The organism is Caloramator sp. mosi_1, assembly GCF_028622835.1.
Lineage (GTDB): Bacteria > Bacillota > Clostridia > Clostridiales > Caloramatoraceae > Thermobrachium.
Genome location: NZ_CP117677.1, coordinates 870,035 through 889,940, shown reverse-complemented (window position 1 = coordinate 889,940; position 19,906 = coordinate 870,035). Strand labels below are relative to the sequence as shown.

The 19,906-nt window shown below is 37.2% G+C and carries 18 protein-coding genes, 2 tRNA genes, 3 rRNA genes, 1 other RNA gene and 3 pseudogenes; all 27 read left to right on the top strand.

Annotated features, from left to right (window positions below; genetic code table 11):
* Positions 1-9: 9 nt before the first annotated feature.
* The 27 genes and pseudogenes from PL321_RS06340 (at position 10) to PL321_RS19725 (ending at position 19,815) form a co-directional block, all read left to right on the top strand.
* Positions 10-101: transfer RNA gene (locus tag PL321_RS06340), tRNA-Ser, on the top strand.
* Between the two features lie 4 nt (positions 102-105).
* An RNA gene (ffs, locus tag PL321_RS06335) (signal recognition particle sRNA large type) lies at positions 106-370 on the top strand.
* A 278-nt stretch (positions 371-648) separates the two neighbouring features.
* A pseudogene (gene dnaX, locus PL321_RS06330) lies at positions 649-2,249 on the top strand (DNA polymerase III subunit gamma/tau).
* Between the two features lie 89 nt (positions 2,250-2,338).
* Positions 2,339-2,677, top strand: a complete 339-nt coding sequence (locus tag PL321_RS06320) for a YbaB/EbfC family nucleoid-associated protein (protein WP_273963897.1) — start codon at positions 2,339-2,341, stop codon at positions 2,675-2,677.
* A 12-nt stretch (positions 2,678-2,689) separates the two neighbouring features.
* Positions 2,690-3,283, top strand: coding sequence for a recombination mediator RecR (gene recR / locus PL321_RS06315; RefSeq protein ID WP_273963896.1), 594 nt, complete (start codon positions 2,690-2,692; stop codon positions 3,281-3,283).
* Between the two features lie 571 nt (positions 3,284-3,854).
* On the top strand, positions 3,855-4,028 hold the full coding sequence (locus PL321_RS06310; protein WP_273963894.1) for a hypothetical protein: 174 nt from the start codon (positions 3,855-3,857) through the stop codon (positions 4,026-4,028).
* 41 nt (positions 4,029-4,069) lie between these two features.
* Entirely contained in the window at positions 4,070-4,348 is a 279-nt protein-coding gene (locus PL321_RS06305) for a DUF1871 family protein (protein ID WP_273963892.1), read from the top strand.
* Positions 4,349-4,374: 26 nt separating this feature from the next.
* Entirely contained in the window at positions 4,375-4,656 is a 282-nt protein-coding gene (locus tag PL321_RS06300; RefSeq protein WP_273963891.1) for a cell wall-binding repeat-containing protein, read from the top strand.
* A 49-nt stretch (positions 4,657-4,705) separates the two neighbouring features.
* Entirely contained in the window at positions 4,706-5,311 is a 606-nt protein-coding gene (locus tag PL321_RS06295) for a cell wall-binding repeat-containing protein (RefSeq protein ID WP_273963890.1), read from the top strand.
* Positions 5,280-5,852 (top strand): hypothetical protein, encoded by a 573-nt coding sequence (locus tag PL321_RS06290; protein ID WP_273963889.1) that lies wholly within the window; start codon positions 5,280-5,282, stop codon positions 5,850-5,852. The genes PL321_RS06295 and PL321_RS06290 overlap by 32 nt, the downstream gene beginning before the upstream one ends.
* A gap of 1 nt (position 5,853) precedes the next feature.
* Positions 5,854-6,012 carry a hypothetical protein gene (locus PL321_RS06285; RefSeq protein WP_273963888.1) on the top strand — a complete coding sequence of 53 codons (159 nt, stop codon included), beginning with the start codon at positions 5,854-5,856 and terminating at the stop codon, positions 6,010-6,012.
* A 345-nt stretch (positions 6,013-6,357) separates the two neighbouring features.
* Positions 6,358-7,691 (top strand): annotated as a pseudogene (locus tag PL321_RS06280) (IS1380 family transposase).
* 213 nt (positions 7,692-7,904) lie between these two features.
* Positions 7,905-8,159: a hypothetical protein gene (locus tag PL321_RS06275; RefSeq protein WP_273963887.1), complete on the top strand. Its 255-nt coding sequence runs from the start codon at positions 7,905-7,907 to the stop codon at positions 8,157-8,159.
* Between the two features lie 508 nt (positions 8,160-8,667).
* On the top strand, positions 8,668-8,787 hold the full coding sequence (locus PL321_RS06270) for a hypothetical protein (protein WP_273963885.1): 120 nt from the start codon (positions 8,668-8,670) through the stop codon (positions 8,785-8,787).
* 206 nt (positions 8,788-8,993) lie between these two features.
* Positions 8,994-9,098: a pro-sigmaK processing inhibitor BofA family protein gene (locus tag PL321_RS21100; protein ID WP_443110753.1), complete on the top strand. Its 105-nt coding sequence runs from the start codon at positions 8,994-8,996 to the stop codon at positions 9,096-9,098.
* 268 nt (positions 9,099-9,366) lie between these two features.
* Positions 9,367-9,943: pseudogene (locus PL321_RS06265) on the top strand (2-oxoacid:acceptor oxidoreductase family protein).
* Positions 9,936-10,241: a 4Fe-4S binding protein gene (locus PL321_RS06260; protein ID WP_273963884.1), complete on the top strand. Its 306-nt coding sequence runs from the start codon at positions 9,936-9,938 to the stop codon at positions 10,239-10,241. The pseudogene PL321_RS06265 and the gene PL321_RS06260 overlap by 8 nt, the downstream one beginning before the upstream one ends.
* A gap of 19 nt (positions 10,242-10,260) precedes the next feature.
* The gene (porA, locus tag PL321_RS06255) at positions 10,261-11,439 is read left to right on the top strand and encodes a pyruvate ferredoxin oxidoreductase (RefSeq protein WP_273963883.1); all 1,179 of its coding nucleotides are present in this window, start codon (positions 10,261-10,263) and stop codon (positions 11,437-11,439) included.
* An 11-nt stretch (positions 11,440-11,450) separates the two neighbouring features.
* Positions 11,451-12,395 carry a thiamine pyrophosphate-dependent enzyme gene (locus tag PL321_RS06250; protein ID WP_273963882.1) on the top strand — a complete coding sequence of 315 codons (945 nt, stop codon included), beginning with the start codon at positions 11,451-11,453 and terminating at the stop codon, positions 12,393-12,395.
* Between the two features lie 533 nt (positions 12,396-12,928).
* Positions 12,929-14,445 (top strand): 16S ribosomal RNA (locus tag PL321_RS06245).
* Between the two features lie 97 nt (positions 14,446-14,542).
* Positions 14,543-17,428: ribosomal RNA gene (locus PL321_RS06240) — 23S ribosomal RNA — on the top strand.
* A gap of 28 nt (positions 17,429-17,456) precedes the next feature.
* Positions 17,457-17,571: ribosomal RNA gene (rrf, locus tag PL321_RS06235) — 5S ribosomal RNA — on the top strand.
* The 16S, 23S and 5S rRNA genes sit together here with 1 tRNA gene alongside, the layout of an rRNA operon.
* 12 nt (positions 17,572-17,583) lie before the next feature.
* A tRNA-Asn gene (locus tag PL321_RS06230) sits at positions 17,584-17,658 on the top strand.
* A gap of 504 nt (positions 17,659-18,162) precedes the next feature.
* Complete coding sequence (locus PL321_RS06225; RefSeq protein ID WP_273963881.1) at positions 18,163-18,687, top strand: Crp/Fnr family transcriptional regulator; 525 nt, start codon at positions 18,163-18,165, stop codon at positions 18,685-18,687.
* Between the two features lie 344 nt (positions 18,688-19,031).
* Positions 19,032-19,343, top strand: coding sequence for a cation diffusion facilitator family transporter (locus PL321_RS19735; protein WP_337960978.1), 312 nt, complete (start codon positions 19,032-19,034; stop codon positions 19,341-19,343).
* Complete coding sequence (locus tag PL321_RS19730; RefSeq protein ID WP_337960977.1) at positions 19,313-19,486, top strand: cation transporter; 174 nt, start codon at positions 19,313-19,315, stop codon at positions 19,484-19,486. The genes PL321_RS19735 and PL321_RS19730 overlap by 31 nt, the downstream gene beginning before the upstream one ends.
* Positions 19,444-19,815, top strand: a complete 372-nt coding sequence (locus tag PL321_RS19725) for a cation diffusion facilitator family transporter (RefSeq protein WP_337961103.1) — start codon at positions 19,444-19,446, stop codon at positions 19,813-19,815. The genes PL321_RS19730 and PL321_RS19725 overlap by 43 nt, the downstream gene beginning before the upstream one ends.
* The last annotated feature ends 91 nt before the right edge of the window (positions 19,816-19,906 follow it).

Here is a 19,906-nt window from a genome sequence, read left to right as displayed (position 1 = left end):
TCAGCACTTGGAGAGATGGCTGAGCTGGTCGAAGGCGCGCGACTGGAAATCGCGTATACGGACAAAACCCGTATCGGGGTTCGAATCCCCTCTCTCCGCCAGTGACCGTGCTAGACGGGGAGGTAGCGGTGCCCTGTAACCTGCAATCCGCTATAGCAGGGTTGAATTCCTTGCCTAGGTGTAAGCTTGTAGGGACTGACCTAGGTAAGTGGTGTTGAAGATTGGGTCCTGCGCAACGGAAATTCATGAACCCCGCCAGGTCCGGAAGGAAGCAACGGTAAGTGAACACTTTCGTGTGCCGCGGGTAAGCCTGATTGGAGCTTACTGCCTGGGTAACGCTTGTAGGCTTACATCGAAGTAAGGTGCACGGTCTTTTAAATAGCCTTTAGGGCTTTTTTTATATTTTTTAACATAAACAGCAACAGAAGTCGCCCACTTCTGTAAGTTGGTGATGAATGTCGCTGAAAAGTAGCGAAAACCAAGGCTACTAAAATTAGCCATATGATTGGTAAAACTGGGGAAGGAACAGCCCTTTGAGCGTGGGTAAACTGGCAACAGAAGTTGCCTTGACCACGAAGCCACCACCTCTATAGGTGGGGGTAGTTCACAGGTAAAATAATTGGTTATAATTATTTAAGGGGTGATAATATGTATAAAGCCCTTTATAGAGAGTTTAGACCACAAAACTTTAGCCAGGTGGTAGGGCAGGAACATATAGTTAGAACTCTTAAGAATCAAATATTACAAAATAAAGTTCCACACGCATATCTATTTTGTGGAACTCGAGGAACAGGTAAGACATCAACGGCAAAGATTTTATCAAAGGCGGTAAACTGTCTTAATCCTATTGATGCAGAACCTTGTAATGAATGTGAAATGTGTAGGGAAATAAATGCAGGAACGTTGATTGATGTTTTTGAAATTGATGCTGCCTCAAATAATAGGGTTGAAAATGTAAGGGAACTTATTGAGGATGTAAAGTATCCACCCCATAGAGCAAGATATAAGGTATATATAATAGATGAGGTTCATATGCTTTCCCAGAGTGCCTTCAATGCACTATTGAAAACTTTAGAGGAGCCTCCAAAGCACGTTATTTTTATACTTGCAACGACAGATCCTCAAAAGGTACCCCTACAATACTTTCAAGATGCCAAAGGTTTGATTTCAAGAGAATAACAACAAAGGATATGGTTTTTAGATTAAGAGGTGTTGTCAATCAAGTAGGTGCTCTTTGTGATGATGAAACACTTGAACTTATATCACGAGTTTCAGATGGTGCTATGCGTGATGCCCTTTCAATATTAGACCAGGCAATTGCAATGTCTGATGGTAAAGTTGAATACCAAAGAGTTTCAGAGATGCTTGGGCTTACATCAAATGAATATATTTTTAATTTAGTAGACTTTATGATAGAAAGAAACATAGAGGGTGCAATAAAGACTATTGATGAAGTTATATTAAGCGGTAAGGATGTAGTTCAGTTTATAAAGGATATGACAAGGCATTTTAGAAATCTACTTCTTGCAAAGGTTAGTAAAAATCCAGAGGAAATACTTGATTTAAGTAAAGATACTATAAATAGATTAGTTGAACAGTCAAGGAGACTAAGAAGTGAAGAAATAATGAGGGCGATTAACCTATTTGTTGAAACAGAAAACTCAACAAAGGTTACAAACCAGTGGAGAATACTTCTTGAGATGACTGTAATAAGATATTGTAAGAGGGAATATGATATATCGGTTGAAACTATAATGTCAAGGCTTAATACTTTGGAGGAAAAAATAAGAGAGGGAAGTTTTGTAGTTCAAAGTGCAGAGGCAAAGCCGCAACCTCCAAAGCAAAAGCCTGTTTCACCTAAAAGGTAGAGGAGACAAAAGTCAAAAGGGAAGAGGTTTTAGAGGAACTTCCTGTAGCTGATGTATCTATAAATGAAGTTAGAGCAAACTGGCACGATGTATTAAACCTACTTAAGGCTAACAAAAGATGATAGTGTATGCATATCTTGAGCCAGGGGATGTTGTAGAGACAAAGGGCAATAAAATAGTAATTGGTTTTGATAAGAAATATTCCTTCAGCAAAGATAATCTTGAAAAGGTTGAAAATAAAAAGGTGGTTGAAGAGTATTTTTCAAAGGTTTTAAAGAAGGATGTAAAATTTGAGTTTAGAATTTTAGGTGACCCAATGGAGGAAGAAATTGAAAGGGTAAAAACATATTTGGAGACGATTTAGTTGAGGTTATGGAGTAGTTTATCGTTGAATTAGTAAAAACTAACTGGTACAATAAGAGGGTAAAGTGAATATAATAAAATGATAGTGAAATAAGGGAGGTTTTTATATGTTTAAAGGTGGAATGCCCCCGATGGGTGGAAATATGAATAATCTTTTAAAACAAGCTCAAAAACTTCAAAAGCAAATAGAAGAAATGAGAGCAAAGCTTGAACAACAAACTGTTGAAGCAACTGTTGGTGGTGGAAAGGTTAAGGCGGTTGCAAATGGTAAGAAGGAAATAGTTGATATAGTTATTGATAGTGAAGTTGTTGATCCAGATGATGTTGAAATGCTACAGGATTTAGTTTTAGCAGCTGTAAATGAAGCTCTAAAGAAGGCAGAAGAAATGATGGCAAATGAAATGGGCAAACTTACAGGTGGGCTAAATATGCCTGGTCTTTTCTAAGGAGTGAGTTAGTTGTTTTATCCTACTAAAGTTGCAAAACTAATTGAAGAACTTTCAAAGCTTCCGGGTGTTGGAACAAAGACAGCCCAGAGGCTTGCTTTTTATATTATAAATATGGACAAGAGAGATGTACAATCTCTGGCAGATTCAATAATCGAAGCAAAGGAGACAATAAAATATTGTTCTGTTTGTGGGAATTTGACTGATACAGATCCCTGTGTAATATGTGCTAATACTTCAAGGGATAGAAGTACAATTTGTGTTGTTCAGGAACCTAAGGATGTTATTGCTATGGAGAGAACAAAGGAATATAAAGGATTATATCACGTACTCCACGGTGCAATATCGCCAATGCTTGGTATTGGACCAGATGACATAAAAATAAAAGAGCTAATATCAAGAATGAATGATGAAGTAAAGGAAGTTATCATTGCAACAAATCCCAATGTTGAGGGAGAAGCTACAGCTATGTATATAGCAAGACTTATAAAACCTCTTGGAATAAAAGTTTCAAGGATAGCCCACGGAATTCCAGTAGGTGGGGACATAGAATATGCTGATGAGGTAACGCTTCTTAAAGCACTTGAGGGAAGAAGAGAGATATAAATTTGTAGTTTTTGTGTCTTGCTCAAATAAACTCCTTCAATTCCAGTTAAACTTCTTCAAAAGAAAATAAACTTGTTCAAAAAAGGAAGAGCATTTTTTGCTTCTTCCTTTTTAGTTTCTATTTTTATTGTTTTGATAGGATATAGGGGTATTTATTAGGATATTAATTGCAGTTTTAGGTGATAGGAATTTAGGATTAAGGAAATAGGATATTTAATTGGGAATTTTATAGGAGAATAATTGAGAATATTAGAATTTTAAAGGGTTTTGGGGGATAGGAATAAGGTTTTTAGGGAATAGGAATAAGGGGGATTTTATTGGGAATTAATTGAGAAATAATTAAGATTTTAATGTGGAAAGGATACCCTCCTTTTTACCTAACCCCTATCCCCTAATCTCCTATAAAACTCTATCTCCTATAGCCCTAATTTTGAACAACTTTATTTTACGATTCGACAAGAGAAAATGGAAAAAGAGGATAAAAATTGGAAATTAAATTGAGGATTTTGAAGAACTTTATTTTATGGATAAAAATGGGATGTAGATTTTTCAAGGGTTGAGGGGATGGATTTTGAAGGAGTTTATTTTACGAAAACATAGTAGGGACAAGTATTTAGGATTAAGGAATTTAAGAGGAGAAAAGGTAGTATTTTTAAAATATTATATTTATAGTATAATAATATATATATCTATCAATATACAGAAAATAGAATATAAAGTAATAATATCTTTAATATCAATTTAATGTCTTGCATTAATTAAAGTTGTTATATGGAGGTTTGTTTTATGAGAAATTGGATAAACAGAAATGACAAGATGTTCTTAAATGTTAAAGATATTGTAAATAAATATGACCCTATGGGAATATATTTGGGTTTCAATGAAGACGAGTATGAACCTGAAATAATAGATATATTAAATAGATGTAAAAGTATCAAGGATTTTGAAAAATTTAAAGGGGAAATAATTAATATTTTTGCTTATTGGTTTAATAGAGCTTTAATAAATGATGAGGATATTTATAAGATGGCTAAAGACTTATGGGAAGTATTTAATAATAACTAAATATATGACAACAAGGAGGATTAAATATGAACAAAAGAATAGTATCTCTTACAATGTCTATGTTTATGATTTTGACTTCATGTAAAGGGATAGTAACAAATGCAAAAACAGTTAAAGTTGAAAGAATAGGTGGGCAAAATAGGTATAAAACATCAGCAAATATAGCCAAGAAACATTATGAGCTGAGAGGGAAAAAGTATGATAACCTAATCATAGCCTATGGTAATAACTTTCCTGATAGTTTAGGAGCATCAGCACTATCATCAAAATATGAAGCACCCATATTATTAGTTGATAAAGAAAAATAGATGTAGATATAGAAAGCTATATTAAAAACAACCTAAAACAAGGAGGAAAATGTTATATATTAGGGGAACAGGAGTAATAGGAGAAGGCGTAGAGAGCAAGATTATAGAACTTGGTTTTGAAGTTGAAAGAATAGGTGGAGTAGATAGATATGATACTAATGACAAAACCAATTCAAAACTTGATGATTTTAGCACAATAATAGTTGTTAATGGAGAAAGTTTTGCAGATGCCTTATCGATAAGTTCAATATCAGCTATAAAAGATTATCCAATAGTACTTGTATCAAAGGATAATATAAGAGAAAGTAGTGTAAAGTATATAGAAAAGGCAAATAAGGTTTTTGTAATAGGAGGAACAGGTGTTGTATCTAATAGTGTAGTAAATAGGATTAAGAGTATTAATGAGAATATAGATATAATAAGAATAGGTGGAGGGGATAGATACGATACATCTAAGAAGATAGCAGAGTATTTTAAAGATGAATTTAACGATTATGTTATAGTAGCAAATGGATTAAACTTTCCTGATGCACTAAGTGGAGTGTGTTTAGCAAAGGAGAAAAAAGCACCTATACTATTAACTGCAAATGAAAATATAGATATATACTACAAAGGTTATATAAATGAAAAAATGTATCCAAGGCTTATATATTAGGGGAGAAGGAGCTGTAAGCAAATTAACATTTGATACTGTAGCAAATGGAGGAGAAAAACCTGAATACTATTACCTTGATAAAACTAATAATCCTATTTACGATTATTGGATGAGAAAGCCATTTAAAGGCATGTTTGTTCCTAAACTTGGAACACCAGGACCAGACAACGATATGCTTGTATTTGAAAACAATAGAGGTTTTAAATCAGGTTGGGTTATGCCAGTATTACCAGCTAATTTAAAGGCAACTGACAATTGGCAAAAAGATACAGAAACAATGATAAAGTATCTTGAAATGAAATATATGAGAGCTGATAAACTTACTGTTGCATACTCTCCATCAGGTAGAAATGGTGGATGGGAATCAATTTTCTTGTTTAATAATTCAAACGAAGGTGTAGATTATGGAATAGCATTTAGAAGTGGACCAGTAGAATTTTCAACAGACCCACTTTATGCATTCCAAAGTCAAAAAGAACTGGATACATCCACAAATTTTAAAATTTTACTTCCCAACAAGATGGGAGGAAATATGGGATAATATGTTAGGTAGAAGTGGAACACTTGATGTAGGTAAATTTTATATACTTGATGGAAGAGAATTTATAGCTGATGGAACTACAGGTGCTTTATACTTCTCAAAGGTTGGAGGAAAACTTAATAGAAATAATGATAATATAAAAATGGCTATAGAAAAATAATTATAGTCCCACTAAAATAGTGGGACTATTTTTGTATGAAAAAAGAATAAGTAATAGGATATAGGGTATAAAATAAGGTGTAAATAAAAAGAGAATAGGGAGGAAGAGGGGAATGGAGGAAAATTTATATATTATTTTCCTCCATTCTTTAATACATTATTTTAAATATTATTTAATCTTGTATTCGGCAAGTAATGCCGAAAGACATTGGAATTAAAGGATTTTTGTTCAAAAATTAAAAGAAATCATCCCTTTTAAGTGTTAAAATATAATTGCAAAACTAAAACACAAAAGGGTGATTTCTATGGATAGTTTACAACAAAATCAAAAAATTTAAAGAAGAAAATTAGATTTTTGAACATGAAAGCAAAATTTAATGATACCAAAGTTACTTCTGTAGCAACTTTTTCTTATGTGGAATCCTTTAAACAAATAATAGGATTACCAACTATTTTAGAAAAAGGCGTAACCTATAAGAAGGCCGCTAATTCTACTTTTAATACTGCAGAAATTATAGAATACATGATTGATGCAAATATTCTTGGTTTCTCAAGATTTATGCACATTGAAACATTAAGAAATGATGAAGGATATAAAAAGTTTAAAGGTGTAGATAAATTACCCAGTGAAAAAGTATGTAGAGATCTCTTAAAAGCTTTACCAACAGAAACTTTAGAAGAATTAAGAACTATAAATAAAAAATACTTGACTTAAAGTCTTCAACTGAAGATGTACGCGAGGTTTGTATTAATATTGATGATACTGTTATAACTATCTTTGGTAATCAAGAAAAATCAGGAATAGGATATAATCCAAGGTACAATGGAAGACCATCATTTAAAGAAAAAGTTGGGTTTATTTCAGGAACTGATGAATTACTTAACATTACTCTTGAAAATGGTAGACACCATAGTAATTATAAATTTTTAGATTTCTTTAAGAGTTGTGTAAACCAGCTTCCTTCAAGATATATTCTTAAAAGAGTTAGACTTGATAGAGGTTTTTGATGAAGAAAACTTTTTATATTTTGAAGATAATGGAATAGAATATGTTGTTAAATGTAAAATGTATTCTACTGTTAAAATGATAATAGATTTTATAAATAATAATCCAAAGGATTATATATGGCACGATATAAGTTCTACTTTATCTGTTACAGAAATTACAGTTCCATTGCCTAAATGGCAAAGAGCAAGAAGATTTGTGATTATAAGAGAAAAAATTATTCCAAAAATATGAATCAGTTAATGTTCGAAGAATGTAAATATAAATATCAAGCAATAGTAACAAATATAAATTATTTAACACCTGAAGAAATATTTCAAGATTATAATCAACGATGTGATGTTGAAAATAATATAGATGAAATAAAAGAAGGCTATGCCTTTAGCGAAAATAGTTTAGTAAATCATAAATGCAATGAATTGTACCTTTTAATAAAAATGATAGCATATAACATTCATAACTGGTTTAAACAAGCAATCATGCCTAAGGAAGTACAACATCATGAAATTAGTACATTAAGAAGAATATTTTATAGAGTTTGTGGTAATGTTTGCGGCAGCAAATATTATAGATATTTAAGTTTTTCAAATAATTGCTTATTAGAAAAAATCATTACTCATATTCAAAAACAAATACATATTTTTAGTAGAAAAATGATAACAGTTTATACTTAATAGTAAAATAAAAACAATAAATTCCCTTAAAAATCCAAATGTTATTTGGGTTTATTAAGTATACTCAAAAAAGACCTAACGGTATAAAATATCATAATAAATGTAAATTTATTCATAAAGAAAACAAAAATGGCAAGTAGAAACTTTTTAAAATTTACTTGCCGAATTCAAGATAAATTTATCTTTCATTAAAGGGATATTGCAAGGATTATTGTGTGGAATTATATTTGGAATGTTCTTTACATTTTTATATATATTCAAAGTAAAAAGTTTAAAAGGATTGCATCAGAAATAACAAGAGATAAAAAAATAGTTTATGAAGGTCCTGCGAATCATTTTATAAATTTTGAATCAGCAGGTGGGTGGTTGTTTTTAACTGAGAATGAACTTATTTTTCAGACTCATAGGTATAATTTTAATTGCCATCAAATTACAATTCCATTATCACAAATTAAAAAACAAAAGTAGTACCAATTTTTAAATTATTCAAAAAAGGAATTGAAGTTGAAACTGTAGAAGGTAAGAATGAAGTTTTTGTAGTTAATGGTGTTAATGAATGGATTAAGGCAATAGAAAGTAGAAAAAACAATCTAAGGTTATAGAACAAAGTTTATTAATTTGTACTATCCTAAAATACTTACTTGAAATTAGATATTTTTAGTGAGTTTATCTAAGGATAATATCATACCAAAATCTATAAATCCATACAGTAAACTAAAAGAGGAAGGTTTTAACCCTTCCTTTCTTTTTACATTATTTTCTTATATATGTATAACCTGTCCTAAAGTTGTTAATAATTTAAATGAGAAAATTTAGGAGGGGTTAAAATGGATGGACACGTTTCAACCATTGATTTATTAGAAAAGGCAATAAAGGTTATAAGCACACAAAAGGTTCAGGAAAACAAAGAATTGTTAGAAGTAAAAGAGAAATAGAAAATACCATATTAGAAATTAAAAGTGCACAGGATATATTTATGTATTCCACAGATCCTGATATGATTGATTATGCAATTTTTAAAGAAAAGGTTGAGTTTGCAAGATTGAGTTATCTTTTTAAAGTTGCAAAAAGAATTAATAATATAGTTAACTATTGATGCATATAAATTATAACAAACAAGTATTTTAGGGGAATGTATGCCTTTACAAATTGATATTAATATTGTCATATATGTAATGGTTGTTTTTTACTTTTACTATTTGTTATGGCATTAAAGGAGAAATCATTAATAATTATTAAATTTATTTTAAAAACAGTTATAGGTGCCCTTATAATTTTTGCATTTAATATAATAGGTCAAAAATTAACATAACAATTCCTCTTAACTTATTTACAGCCATATGCACAGGAGTGCTTGGTATTCCTGGTTTTGGTCTTATATTCCTCTTAGAATGGGCTATATTTTAAAATAAGGACAAGATTTACTTGTCCATTTATTTTAAGCATAGAGTGTTAACAAATTAACAAATTTTTAGATAAGTCGAATTTTTTAGTTAAGTTTATTGACAGGATATTTTGAGTCTGTTACAATTTTAATTGACAGGCTGTTGTAATGAAAAGCCTTGTATTATAAGGAGTGTACACGCTGTTATAGTACAAGGAACATAAATTATATTATAACAGGCTTGTTCAGAATTTTCTGTTATATAAAAGAGTGTGAAGGGAGGATAATTTAATGTCAAAGCTAGTTGAAATTCGTTGGCATGGTCGTGGTGGCCAAGGGGCAAAGACAGCTTCACTTTTACTTGCAGAAGTAGCTTTTAATACTGGAAAGTATATTCAAGGTTTCCCAGAATACGGCCCAGAAAGAATGGGTGCACCAATTACTGCATACAACAGAATAAGTGATGAACCTATATCAATACATAGCAACATTTATGAACCAGATTATGTGGTAGTTGTTGATGAAACATTAATTAAGTCTGTACCTGTTACAGCAGGACTTAAAAGGGTGGTGCAGTAATTGTAAATACTGCAAAATCACCTGAAGAAATTAAAAAGGAATTAAACTACGATGGAAGAGTATATACAATAGATGCAAGAAAGATTTCAGAAGAAACACTTGGAGCATATTTCCCAAATACTCCAATGTTAGTTGCTGTTGTTAAGATAACAGGAGTTATCCCTGTTGAAACTTTCTTAAATGATATAGAGGCATCATTTAAGCATAAGTTTGCTAACAAACCTCACGTTGTTCCAAAAATATGGAAGCTGTTAAGAGAGCACTTGAGGAGGTGAAGGGAAATGAATAAGGAAAGAAAGGTTAACATAACAAATGAAACAACTTGGAAAGAAACTACACCAGGTGGAGTAATCGTAGATGCTGGTAATGCAGAAGATTTCAAAACTGGTGACTGGAGAGCAATGAGACCAGTTTGGTATGAAGATAAATGTAAGCACTGTCTACTTTGCTGGGTTGTTTGTCCAGACAACTCAATAAAGGTTGAAGGTGGCAAGCTTGTAGGTTTTGATTTTGACCACTGTAAGGGATGCGGAGTTTGTACAAAACAATGTAAGTTCGGTGCCCTTGACTTTGTACCAGAAGAATAATGAGGGGAGGAATTAGGCAATGGCAAAGAGAGTATCATTAAGTGGTAATGAAGCAGTTGCATTTGGTATGAAACAAATAAATCCAGATGTTGTTGCTGCTTTCCCTATAACACCATCTACAGAAGTTCCACAATATTTCTCACAATTTGTGGCAAATGGTGAGGTTACAACTGAATTCGTACCAGTTGAATCAGAACATAGTGCAATGTCAGCTTGTATAGGTGCTGCAGCTGCAGGTGGTAGAGTTATGACTGCTACAGCATCAGCAGGTCTTGCACTTATGTGGGAAGTTTTATATGTTGCAGCGTCAATGAGAACACCAATGGTTCTTGCTGTAACAAACAGAGCACTTTCAGGACCAATTAACATACATAACGACCACTCAGACTCAATGGGTGCAAGAGATTCAGGCTGGATACAACTATATGGTGAAAATGCACAAGAAGCATATGACAACCTAATGCAAGCAGTTAGAATAGGAGAACATCCAGATGTACAACTACCAGTAATGGTATGTTATGATGGATTTATTACAAGCCACGCTGTTGAAAACTTAGAAATGCTTGATGATGCAGATGTTAAGGCGTTTGTTGGAGAAGAAAGAAAGGCTCCATTTGCATTAATTGGTCAAGAACCTGTATCAATGGGACCACTTGATTTACCAAATCACTATTTTGAACACAAGAGATTACAAGCAGAAGCAATGAAGAATGCTAAGAAGGTTATTCTTGAAGTTGCTGCTGAATATGAAAAGTTAACAGGAAGAAAGTATGGTTTCTTTGAAGAATATAAGATGGAAGATGCAGAAGCTGCTATAGTTTTAATTAACTCATCAGCAGGTACTGCAAAGACTGTTGTTGATGCTTTAAGAGCTCAAGGCAAGAAGGTTGGTTTAATAAAGGTTAGAGTATTTAGACCATTCCCAGTTGAAGAAATAGCTGAAGCTCTAAAGAATGTCAAGGCTGTTGCAATAATGGATAAGGTTGATGGTTTCAATGCAGCAGGTGGACCATTATTCAATGAAGTAGTAAGTGCTATGTATGGAAAAGCAGATGGAAAGATAGTACAAAACTACATCTATGGTCTTGGAGGAAGAGACGTTACAACATATAATTTTGAAGAAGTTTACAGCAATCTATTTAATGCTATTGAAACTGGCAAGTATGAAGTTTACAACTACATTGGTGTAAGAGAATAGGAGGTGCCATCATGCCAAATTTAAAGGAACTTTCAGCAAAGAAGGTTAGATTAACTGGTGGACATAGAATGTGTGCAGGTTGCGGTGCCCCAATGGTAGTAAATTGGATACTTAAGGCACTTAAAGATGATGAAAAGGCAGTTATATCAAATGCAACTGGATGTCTTGAAGTTTCAACTTGTTTATATCCATACACAGCTTGGAAGGATTCTTGGATACACACAGCATTTGAAAACGCAGCTGCAACTGGTAGCGGTGCAGAAGCTTGCTACAGAGCATTCCAAAGAAAAGGAAAGGTTAATGATACATATAAGTTTATAGCATTTGGTGGAGACGGTGGAACATACGATATCGGTCTTCAATCACTTTCAGGTGCTATGGAAAGAGGACACGACCTACTTTATGTATGCTATGACAACGGAGCATATATGAACACAGGTATTCAAAGATCATCAGCTACTCCATTTGGTGCGGATACAACTACATCACCAGCAGGAAAGGTTGTACCAGGTAAGCAACAATTTAGAAAAGATTTAACTGAGATAATGGTAGGACATCATATTCCATATGTTGCTCAATCAGTTCCAGTTATACCAGGAACTAAGTATATGTTTGACTTATACAATAAGGCAGAAAAGGCATTCAGCATAAAGGGTGCTAAGTTTATGAATGTATTAACTCCTTGTCCAAGAGGTTGGAGATGTGATACAGCAACTGAACTTGACGTTGTTAAGGCGGCTGTTGAAACTTGCTTCTGGCCACTATATGAAGTTGAAAATGGAGTTTACAAACTAAACTACAAGCCAGCTGAAAAGAAACCAATAACTGAATGGTTAAAGCTTCAAGGAAGATTTAAGCACCTATTAAAGCCAGAAAATGAACATATTGTAGCTAAGATTCAAGAAGAAGTTGACAGAAGATGGGAAAGACTTCTTGAACTTTGTGGTGAAAAGTAATAATGAAAAAACACCTAAAGGATTTTGCTCCTTTAGGTGTTTTTGTTTAATGAGGGATTTTTGAAGGGTAAGGTATTACCCCTTTAAAATATAATTTATGATATAAGCGGATGAAATTTACTTTGCTTTTTGCTGTATTTTATTTCAATGGTTTTAAATGAAGTTTATTGTTTTTTCTTAATTTGTTCTGTTCGCTTTATAAGAAATGAAAAATTATTTTTGGTATGAATAATAAAAAATATATGGGTAAATAATAAAAAATGTAGAATCAACTAATCCTGGCATATCGATATAAGAAAAATAAGAAATTAGAAGAAAAATAATAAAATAATATATCTAATTTAATTAAATGACAAATTATAATAGCAATCAATTTCTCCTGTATGTTATTATATAAAAGTCGTCGCGAGGGCGACGAGATAAGAAACAAAAAAGTAGTTGACAAGATAAAAAGACGTGATAATATAAATAAGCGTCAACGGTCCTTGAAAACTGAACAGCGAGAGCAAACGTACCAAATAAAAGCTAGGTTATAACATAAGAGTTTGATCCTGGCTCAGGACGAACGCTGGCGGCGTGCCTAACACATGCAAGTCGAGCGGAGGGGATAGGAGCTTGCTTCTTGAACCTCAGCGGCGGACGGGTGAGTAACACGTGGGTAACCTGCCCTTGAGAGGGGGATAACAGGTCGAAAGGCCTGCTAATACCGCATAACGCTAAGATGCTGCATGGCGTCTTAGCCAAAGGTTAATTCCGCTCAAGGATGGGCCCGCGGCCCATTAGCTAGTTGGTGAGGTAACGGCTCACCAAGGCGACGATGGGTAGCCGGCCTGAGAGGGTGGTCGGCCACACTGGGACTGAGACACGGCCCAGACTCCTACGGGAGGCAGCAGTGGGGAATATTGCGCAATGGGGAAACCCTGACGCAGCGACGCCGCGTGAGCGATGAAGGCCTTCGGGTTGTAAAGCTCTGTCTTCCCTGACGATAATGACGGTAAGGGAGGAGGAAGCCACGGCTAACTACGTGCCAGCAGCCGCGGTAATACGTAGGTGGCAAGCGTTGTCCGGAATTACTGGGCGTAAAGGGTGCGTAGGCGGCTCTTTAAGTGGGGTGTGAAATCCCTGGGCTCAACCCAGGAACTGCACTCAAACTGGAGAGCTAGAGTGCAGGAGAGGAAAGCGGAATTCCCAGTGTAGCGGTGAAATGCGTAGAGATTGGGAGGAACACCAGTGGCGAAGGCGGCTTTCTGGACTGTAACTGACGCTGAGGCACGAAAGCGTGGGGAGCAAACAGGATTAGATACCCTGGTAGTCCACGCTGTAAACGATGGGTACTAGGTGTAGGGGCGAAGCCCTCTGTGCCGCAGCTAACGCATTAAGTACCCCGCCTGGGGAGTACGGTCGCAAGATTAAAACTCAAAGGAATTGACGGGGGCCCGCACAAGCAGCGGAGCATGTGGTTTAATTCGAAGCAACGCGAAGAACCTTACCAGGGCTTGACATCCACCGAACCCTGTGGAAACACGGGGGTGCCCTTCGGGGAACGGTGAGACAGGTGGTGCATGGTTGTCGTCAGCTCGTGTCGTGAGATGTTGGGTTAAGTCCCGCAACGAGCGCAACCCTTGCCTTTAGTTGCCAGCAATTCGGTTGGGCACTCTAGAGGGACTGCCTGGGTTAACCAGGAGGAAGGTGGGGATGACGTCAAATCATCATGCCCCTTATGCTCTGGGCTACACACGTGCTACAATGGCCGGTACAATGAGTTGCAAACCCGCGAGGGGAGCTAATCTCAAAAACCGGTCCCAGTTCGGATTGTAGGCTGCAACTCGCCTACATGAAGCTGGAGTTGCTAGTAATCGCGGATCAGCATGCCGCGGTGAATACGTTCCCGGGCCTTGTACACACCGCCCGTCACACCATGAGAGCCGGCAACACCCGAAGCCAGTGGGCTAACCCGCAAGGGAGGCAGCTGTCGAAGGTGGGGCTGGTGATTGGGGTGAAGTCGTAACAAGGTAGCCGTAGGAGAACCTGCGGCTGGATCACCTCCTTTCTAAGAGGAAATAGCTCTCGCTGTTTAGTCTTCAGGGACCGTAAGGTCCAAAGTTCTTTGAAAACTGCACAGCCAAAGGTAACAAGTTCTTAATGAAGATCAAGCTACAAAGGGCGCATGGTGGATGCCTTGGCACCAGGAGCCGAAGAAGGACGTGGTAAGCTGCGAAAAGCTGCGGGTAGCCGCAAACAGGCTGTGATCCGCAGATGTCCGAATGGGGAACCCACCTAGTAAACACTAGGTATCCTTAACTGAATCCATAGGTTAAGGAGGGCACACCCGGGAACTGAAACATCTAAGTACCCGGAGGAAGAGAAAGAATAATCGATTCCCTAAGTAGCGGCGAGCGAAAGGGGAAGAGCCCAAACCAGAGGAAACTCTGGGGTTGCGGACAGGTCATAACGGTTTAAAATCTCTAGTCGAAGAGGCCTGGAAAGGCCGGCCACAGAAGGTAATAGCCCTGTAGGCGAAAGAGAATTTAAGCTAGACCTGATCCAGAGTACCACGGGACACGTGAAACCCTGTGGGAAGCAGGGAGGACCACCTCCCAAGGCTAAATACTACCTGGTGACCGATAGCGTATAGTACCGTGAGGGAAAGGTGAAAAGAACCCCGGGAGGGGAGTGAAATAGAACCTGAAACCGTGTGCCTACAAGCAGTCGGAGGGCGTTGAGGCCTGACGGCGTGCTTTTGTAGAACGAGCCAGCGAGTTACGGTATGTAGCGAGGTTAAGCACTTAAGGTGTGAAGCCGTAGGGAAACCGAGTCTGAAAAGGGCGAAAAGTTGCATGCCGTAGACCCGAAACCGGGTGACCTATCCATGGACAGGGTGAAGGTGAGGTAAAACTCACTGGAGGCCCGAACCACGTTGGTGTTGAAAAACCATGGGATGAGCTGTGGATAGCGGAGAAATTCCAATCGAACTCGGAGATAGCTGGTTCTCCCCGAAATAGCTTTAGGGCTAGCCTCGGGTTAGAGACGTGGAGGTAGAGCACTGAATGGGCTAGGGGCCGTCTAGGTTACCGAACCTTATCAAACTCCGAATGCCATGATCTTGATGCCCGGGAGTCAGACTACGAGTGATAAGATCCGTGGTCAAAAGGAAACAGCCCAGACCATCAGCTAAGGTCCCAAAGTGTATGTTAAGTGGAAAAGGATGTGGGATTTCCAAGACAACCAGGATGTTGGCTTAGAAGCAGCCATTCATTTAAAGAGTGCGTAATAGCTCACTGGTCGAGAGGTCCTGCGCCGAAGATGTCCGGGGCTCAAACATACCACCGAAGCTATGGACCTAACGGGTGGTAGGGAGCTTTCTTAGCGGGTAGAAGTCAGACCGGAAGGACTGGTGGACTGCTAAGAAGTGAGAATGCTGGCATAAGTAGCGAGAAATAGGTGAGAATCCTATTCGCCGAAAACCTAAGGTTTCCTCAGGAAGGCTCGTCCGCTGAGGGTTAGTCGGGACCTAAGCCGAGGCCGAAAGGCGTAGGTGATGGACAATCGGTTGATATTCCGATACCACCAGTAGCCGTTTGAGAGATGGGGTGACGCAGGAGGATAGGCTGAGCACACTGATGGATATGTGTGTCCAAGGCACAAGGCGTGCCTCCCAGGCAAATCCGGGAGGATAAGCTGAGTGTTGATGGGGAGTCGTAAGACGAAGCAGCTGATTTCACACTGCCGAGAAAAGCCTCTATCGAGGATGCTGGTGCCCGTACCGCAAACCGACACAGGTAGGTGAGGAGAGAATCCTAAGGCGAGCGGGAGAACCCTTGTTAAGGAACTCGGCAAATTGACCCCGTAACTTCGGGAGAAGGGGTGCCTACCGCAAGGTAGGCCGCAGAGAATAGGCCCAGGCGACTGTTTAGCAAAAACACAGGTCTCTGCTAAGTCGAAAGACGATGTATAGGGGCTGACGCCTGCCCGGTGCTGGAAGGTTAAGGGGAAAGGTTAGCGCAAGCGAAGCTTTGAACCGAAGCCCCAGTAAACGGCGGCCGTAACTATAACGGTCCTAAGGTAGCGAAATTCCTTGTCGGGTAAGTTCCGACCCGCACGAATGGCGTAACGACCTGGGCGCTGTCTCAACAAGGGACCCGGCGAAATTGTAGTACAAGTGAAGATGCTTGTTACCCGCGATTGGACGGAAAGACCCCGTAGAGCTTTACTGCAGCTTAGCATTGAGTTTCGGTATTGTCTGTACAGGATAGGTGGGAGGCAGAGAAGTAGCGTCGCTAGGCGCTATGGAGCCGACGTTGGGATACCACCCTGATGATACTGAAGCTCTAACCGGAGGCCATGAATCTGGTCACGGGACATTGTTAGGCGGGCAGTTTGACTGGGGCGGTCGCCTCCTAAAGAGTAACGGAGGCGCCCAAAGGTTCCCTCAGTGCGGTTGGAAATCGCGCGTAGAGTGCAAAGGCAGAAGGGAGCCTAACTGTGAGACTGACAAGTCGAGCAGTGACGAAAGTCGGGCTTAGTGATCCGGTGGTACCGAGTGGAAGGGCCATCGCTCAACGGATAAAAGCTACCTCGGGGATAACAGGCTGATCTCCCCAAGAGTCCACATCGACGGGGAGGTTTGGCACCTCGATGTCGGCTCGTCGCATCCTGGGGCTGAAGTAGGTCCCAAGGGTTGGGCTGTTCGCCCATTAAAGCGGCACGCGAGCTGGGTTCAGAACGTCGTGAGACAGTTCGGTCCCTATCCGTCGCGGGCGTAGGAAATTTGAGAGGAGCTGTCCTTAGTACGAGAGGACCGGGATGGACGAACCTCTGGTGCACCAGTTGTCACGCCAGTGGCACAGCTGGGTAGCCAAGTTCGGAAGGGATAAGCGCTGAAGGCATCTAAGCGCGAAGCCCACCTCAAGATGAGATTTCCCATAGCGTTAAGCTAGTAAGACCCCTGAAAGAACATCAGGTTGATAGGCCAGAGGTGTAAGCGTCGTGAGGCGTTTAGCTGACTGGTACTAATAGGTCGAGGGCTTGATCATATAGGCTGTGCAGTTTTGAAAGAACTAATCCGGTGACAATGCCGCGGAGGAAACACCCGTTCCCATTCCGAACACGAAGGTTAAGCTCCGCAGGGCCGATGGTACTGCACTGTACGGTGTGGGAGAGTAGGTCGTTGCCGGATAAAATAAAATATTCCACGGTAGCTCAATGGTGGAGCATTCGGCTGTTAACCGAAGGGCTGGAGGTTCGAGTCCTCTCCGTGGAGCCACTTTGAATGTAGGAGGTTGTAATCGCAACCTCTTTTTATTTAATTTTTGCTTTCTTTCAAGTTATAGATGTGATGATTAGTGATAAGGGTAATTCTTCTTATTAGATTGACTATATTTGAAGTTTTATCTTTTATAAGGCAAATAAATCTTGATTTTTGTTGTATTTATATTTTTCTTATACTAAATATATTCCTAAATATATTCTAAAGATGAGATCTGCACAATAATATTCATAACCCATTAATAGAAATGGGTGACTTCTGTTGCAAATTAAGTTAAAATGAATAACAGAATAGATTAAATGGGTAGAAGGCAAATTGTAAATTACAATATTAGAAGTGCTTTAGGAGGATAAATATGGATAAAATATTAAAGAAACTGAAATTTTTCTCTGCCCTTGATGAGGATAGTCTTACGAAACTCTCACAGATATTAATAGAAAGAGAGTATAAAAAGGAAGTAATATATTTGTAGAAGGGGATAGAGCTCAGGCTGTATACGTTGTGAAAAAGGGAAAAGTAAAAATCTATAAAACAAGTCAAGATGGAAAAGAACATATAATTCATATTATGACTGATGGAGATGTTTTTGCAGAATCTTGTATCTTTGAAGCTTGTCCATATCCTGCAAGTGCAGATTCAATTGAAGACACAGTTGTATATGTAATAGATAATAAAAAGCTTGAAGAGGTTTTAGAAAAACATCCAAAGATAGCGGTTGAACTTGTAAAGATTATGGCAAAAAGGTTAAGGATGGTTGCTATGCAGATTGAAAATCTTTCTCTTAAGGATTCAAGCCAAAAGACAGCAACGCTAATAATGCATCTTTTCAAAATTAAGGGCGTAGAGATAAAGGAAGGGTCTAAAATACAATTAGATATTTCAAGAACAGATATGGCCAATATGGTTGGATTAACTCGTGAAACTTTAACAAGGACTCTTTTTAAATTTAAAAGTGAAGGAATAATTGAAATAGATGGTAAGGAACTTACAATACTTGATTTAAAAACTCTTAAAACATTAGCATAACTACTAAATATAAGCTACTAAGCATTAAATTTAGTAGCTTTTTTATTTATATATAGTTTTTAAAAGTGAAATATATTAAAGAATTAATGGACATATGGTACAATTTGTAATTTAAATAATAATTAAAGTTATTATCAATTGATAAAAATTAATTTCGTTTTTTAAGTAGAATCTACAAGGTTTGAAGTATATAATTTAGTATATAAGCTTATTTCAATTGAAAAGGAAGTGATTGGTATGGAAAGAGAAAAACTTGGAATACAGGCTTCTATAATTACAATTGCCATAAATATTTTTTATGTCTATTTAAAATTTTTGCAGGAATAATAGGTAAAAGTGCTGCAATGGTTGCAGATGGTGTTCATACTTTATCAGATGTTTTGGCTACTTTTGTTGTAATATTAGGGCTTAAAATAAGTTCAAGAAAAGAAGATGAAGGGCATCCATATGGGCACGAAAAATTTGAGCCTGTATTTGCTAAAATAATAAGTATAATATTAATTTTAACTGGTGCTTTAATAGGATATGAAGGTGCTAAGAATTTAATTTCTGGGGATACAGATATTCCAGGTAAACTTGCATTAATAGCAGCGTTGGTATCTATTTTAGTAAAAGAGGGAATGTATTGGTATACAATTATTATTGCAAAAAGATAAAGAGTATATCATTAGAAGCTGATGCTTGGCATCATCGTTCAGATGCTTTTTCATCAGTAGGTACTTTTATAGGTATATTTGTAGCACGATTAGGATATAAATTTTTCGACCCATTAGCTGCAATCATAGTAAGCTTTTTATAGTCAAAGTTGGAATAGAGTTTTATATAAAGGCAACAAAAGAGCTTGTTGATGAGTCTGCGGATAAGGATACTTGTGAAAAAATAAAAGAGTTAACTCTGGGAGTAACAGGAGTAGAGGGAATTAAAAATCTTAAGACAAGAATATTTGGGCATAGAATATATGTTGATTTAGAAATATTAGTGGATGAAAATTTAACTGTTAAGGATGGACATCAAATAGCAGAAGATGTACACGACATTTTAGAAAGCAGAATTGAAAATATAAAGCACTGTATGGTACACGTTGAACCTAATATTATAGATGAATATCAACACAACCTGGAGTGTTGAATTAAGAAAAAAGAGAAATAAGATAAAAGAGAAGAAATAAAGATTTAAACCCTGAATTTCTTCTCTTTTTGTTTGTTTAAATATTTAATCG

Excerpts from the sequence above, each read along its gene's own strand:
- PL321_RS06295 (WP_273963890.1), top strand. The coding sequence starts at position 4,706 with ATGTTATATATTAGGGGAACAGGAGTAATAGGAGAAGGCGTAGAGAGC.
- porA (WP_273963883.1), top strand. The coding sequence starts at position 10,261 with ATGGCAAAGAGAGTATCATTAAGTGGTAATGAAGCAGTTGCATTTGGT.
- PL321_RS06290 (WP_273963889.1), top strand. The coding sequence starts at position 5,280 with ATGAAAAAATGTATCCAAGGCTTATATATTAGGGGAGAAGGAGCTGTA.
- PL321_RS06250 (WP_273963882.1), top strand. The coding sequence starts at position 11,451 with ATGCCAAATTTAAAGGAACTTTCAGCAAAGAAGGTTAGATTAACTGGT.
- PL321_RS06300 (WP_273963891.1), top strand. The coding sequence starts at position 4,375 with ATGAACAAAAGAATAGTATCTCTTACAATGTCTATGTTTATGATTTTG.
- PL321_RS06305 (WP_273963892.1), top strand. The coding sequence starts at position 4,070 with ATGAGAAATTGGATAAACAGAAATGACAAGATGTTCTTAAATGTTAAA.
- PL321_RS06270 (WP_273963885.1), top strand. The coding sequence starts at position 8,668 with ATGTATTCCACAGATCCTGATATGATTGATTATGCAATTTTTAAAGAA.
- PL321_RS06260 (WP_273963884.1), top strand. The coding sequence starts at position 9,936 with ATGAATAAGGAAAGAAAGGTTAACATAACAAATGAAACAACTTGGAAA.
- PL321_RS06285 (WP_273963888.1), top strand. The coding sequence starts at position 5,854 with ATGTTAGGTAGAAGTGGAACACTTGATGTAGGTAAATTTTATATACTT.
- PL321_RS06320 (WP_273963897.1), top strand. The coding sequence starts at position 2,339 with ATGTTTAAAGGTGGAATGCCCCCGATGGGTGGAAATATGAATAATCTT.
- PL321_RS19735 (WP_337960978.1), top strand. The coding sequence starts at position 19,032 with ATGGTTGCAGATGGTGTTCATACTTTATCAGATGTTTTGGCTACTTTT.